Source organism: Microcystis sp. M49636_WE2, from assembly GCF_030065375.1.
GTDB classification, from domain to species: domain Bacteria; phylum Cyanobacteriota; class Cyanobacteriia; order Cyanobacteriales; family Microcystaceae; genus Microcystis; species Microcystis aeruginosa_C.
On sequence record NZ_JASJFG010000432.1, the window covers coordinates 1 to 2,739 of the forward strand.

General features: G+C 44.4%; 2 protein-coding genes and 1 pseudogene. 2 read left to right on the forward strand and 1 reads right to left on the reverse strand.

Going from position 1 to position 2,739, the window contains the following annotated elements:
• On the forward strand, positions 1-918 hold a 918-nt coding region (gene hemC, locus PX484_RS10390; protein WP_288103744.1), incomplete at its 5' end, for a hydroxymethylbilane synthase.
• Positions 919-1,103: 185 nt separating this feature from the next.
• Here the strand turns inward: hemC and PX484_RS10395 are convergent.
• Entirely contained in the window at positions 1,104-1,415 is a 312-nt protein-coding gene (locus PX484_RS10395; RefSeq protein WP_287669249.1) for a ferredoxin, read from the reverse strand.
• 1,240 nt (positions 1,416-2,655) lie between these two features.
• On the opposite strand from PX484_RS10395, the pseudogene PX484_RS10400 reads away from it, so the two are divergent.
• Positions 2,656-2,739: pseudogene (locus tag PX484_RS10400) on the forward strand (NAD(P)H-quinone oxidoreductase subunit 3); the annotation flags it as partial.

Sequence of the window (2,739 nt, forward strand, 5' to 3'; positions counted from 1 at the left end):
CGTAAAAGTCAGTTAGCCCTAGTACAAACCTATTGGGTACAGGCAGAATTGAGTAAACACCACCCCCATCGACAGTTTGAGGTGGAGACGATGAGTACCCAAGGCGATAAAATTCTCGATGTGGCCCTGGCGAAAATCGGTGATAAGGGTTTATTTACCAAAGAATTAGAACTGGGAATGTTGGATAGATCGATCGATCTTGCTGTCCATTCTCTCAAGGATCTGCCCACTAATTTGCCCGAAGGTTTAATCTTGGGTTGCGTCACCGAAAGAGTTAATCCGGCCGATGCTTTGGTGGTAAATAGCCAAAACCAAGACTATCAATTAGACAGTTTACCGGCAGGTGCGGTGGTGGGGACTTCTTCCCTGCGGCGATTGGCCCAGTTGCGTTATCATTATCCCCATCTGACTTTTAAAGATGTGCGCGGCAATGTTAACACCCGTCTGGCAAAACTGGACGCGGGAGAATACGACGGGATTATTCTGGCAGTAGCGGGACTGGAAAGGTTAGGATTAGGCGATCGAGTTCATCAGGTTATTCCGGCGGAAATTTCTCTCCATGCGGTGGGACAGGGGGCTTTAGGGATAGAATGCCGCGATGGAGATGCGGAGGTTTTGCAAGTCCTAAAAGTGTTGGAACACGCCCCTAGTCGCGATAGATGCTATGCTGAACGCGCTTTTTTACGCGAGTTGCAGGGGGGCTGTCAGGTTCCCATCGGAGTGAATACGGCGATCGAGGATGGTATCCTAACTTTAACGGGTATGGTGGCCAGTCTCGACGGTAAGCGCCTGATTAAGGACTCGGTTAGCGGTGATCCTAGCCATGGGGAAGTCTTAGGACGAGATTTAGCCCATAAAGTGCGCGAGGCTGGTGCTGGAGAGATTTTAGCCGAGATTTTCGCAGAAGTGGGCCGATAATTAGTGATCAGCGCCCATTAACCCTACACCCCACACCCTGCCGCTGCAGGATTAATTTTTGGGCTTTATCTCATTGTCGAGTCAAGAGGCAAAAATACAAATAAAGCGAGAACTGTCGCCCTTGCAGTTCCCGCTCTATTATTGTTGTATTGTTGGAGTATCTAACCCCCGAATATTGAGTTAAATTAGTACAAATCTTCTTCTTTGTGGGTGACGATCACACAGTCAGAAGTAGGATAGGCCACACAGGTGAGGACATAACCCGCTTCAATTTGATCGTCATCTAAGAAGGATTGCTCGGATTGATCAACGCTACCGGATATGATTTGACCAGCGCAAGCAGAACAAGCACCAGCACGGCAAGAAGAAGGTAAATCTAATCCTTTTTCTTCCGCTATATCGAGAATATATTCATTATCGGGAACATCAATTTCATAATCGCCCTTGGGTGTTTTCAGGGTGACTTTATAAGTGGTTGTCTTTATTTTCTTTGCCATAGGTTGTTCCTCAGTCTCAAAATGCCTTCTCTCCCCGTTTACACTGAACAGGTCGAATGAGTTTCCTTTTTGATACTACGCGAAAATTCACCAGGCTCAACTTACCATTAGTAATGACAGCCTTAAATAAACTTAAAATAATATTTACTTATCACTTTAGCCGATTAGCTGTTTAATTAAAAGTTGATACAATAGCCTAGTCTCATAAAATAAAAGTCGGCATAGCCTATCCTTCCCTAATGCCTTAAAAAGGGTTTATTCGGTTAAATAGCGCAAAGAACGTCAGCAGAAAACTGAGAGCGCACCAAACCGAAGAAAATCTAGTAGAAACGATTTGGCTACAGTTAACAAGTCTTTTGAGCGGATTTTATGGGATGGCGAAAGGTTTTCCTGTGGTTAAACGACTGTTCGAGTTTTTGGCTAAATTTCAATTATTTAATTTTCCTAAACTTAAAAAATACGATACCTTTTCACATTTCATTTAGGGATGCTATAGCTAACAAAGTTAATCCGAATGGGGATTGGAAATTGTCCTCGTCACTATTTAAGTAGGTAGGGGTTAAAAGCTGTCAGACACCCCCCTTATCAAGGGGGGCAGGGGGGATCCCCCCGCCTATCACCCCCCTTATCAAGGGGGGCAGGGGGGATCCCCCCGCCTATCGGCACCCCCCTTATTAAGGGGGGCAGGGGGGATCAGAGGCAATAACTACTTACTTAAACTGTAATCGTTATAATCTAATCAGTCTTATTTTAAGACATAAACAAGCTATTAAGAGATTTAGCAAAATTCTAGCGAGTCAGTTTTAGTAACTGCATAATGATATATTGTCTTAAGCGATCGCTGCTTTGAGCCTGTGCATTAACAAACAAACTATAATCCGCTGGACAGCATTTCTCATAATTTACACTGCCTAGGAAAAATTTTAGTACAAATGCTCGGACTGACAACACCGGCACTCATTGAGATAGTCAACAGCTGATCCCAGCCACCTCTTTTTTACCATATTTGGCTACACTTCGCTTCTCATAGGGATTGTAGGCTTCCTTGTCACCCCGTCAGAGTTAAGAGCAAAACAGAGACAGAAGCGAAGCTCAACCCGATGATTAGCTAATGGTATCGATAAACATCTTCAATGCTGCTTTTGAGAAGGAGAGGGGTTGCTAAAGCCTCTATAATAAGTAGCCATAGAGATGCCGACAACTTCCCCTGTCGATAGCGAATAAGGAGAAAAAAAACCCAGTGTTTGTCCTCAAAGGTTACGAGTATTTTCTAGGATTTCTGCTCGCTTGCAGTTTAGTACCAATCCTATCCCTAACTGCCTCC